Origin of the sequence: Myceligenerans crystallogenes, assembly GCF_039529775.1 — a bacterium.
GTDB classification, from domain to species: Bacteria; Actinomycetota; Actinomycetes; order Actinomycetales; family Cellulomonadaceae; genus Myceligenerans; species Myceligenerans crystallogenes.
On record NZ_BAAANL010000018.1, the window covers coordinates 1 to 277 of the forward strand.

1 pseudogene is annotated in these 277 nt (G+C 62.8%); it reads left to right on the forward strand.

The features are described from left to right. A pseudogene (locus tag ABD208_RS20360) lies at window positions 1–277 on the forward strand (IS3 family transposase); the annotation flags it as partial.

The following is a 277-nucleotide window of genomic DNA, read 5'->3' on the forward strand; positions in this document are numbered from 1 at the left end:
CGGAGCCAGCCAACAAGCTGAGCACTGAGGAACGCGCGGCCGTGCTTGACGTCTGTAATTCAGCGGAGTTTGCCAGCCTGCCTCCGTCACAGATCGTGCCTAAACTGGCAGATCAGGGGCGGTATCTGGCCTCGGAATCCAGCTTCTATCGCATCCTGCGCGCTGATGGTCAGCAGCATCACCGAGGCCGGGCCAAGCCGCCGGTCCGGCGCAAACCGCCCGCCAGCTACAAGGCCAGTGGGCCCTGCGAGGTTTGGACCTGGGATATAACCTGGAT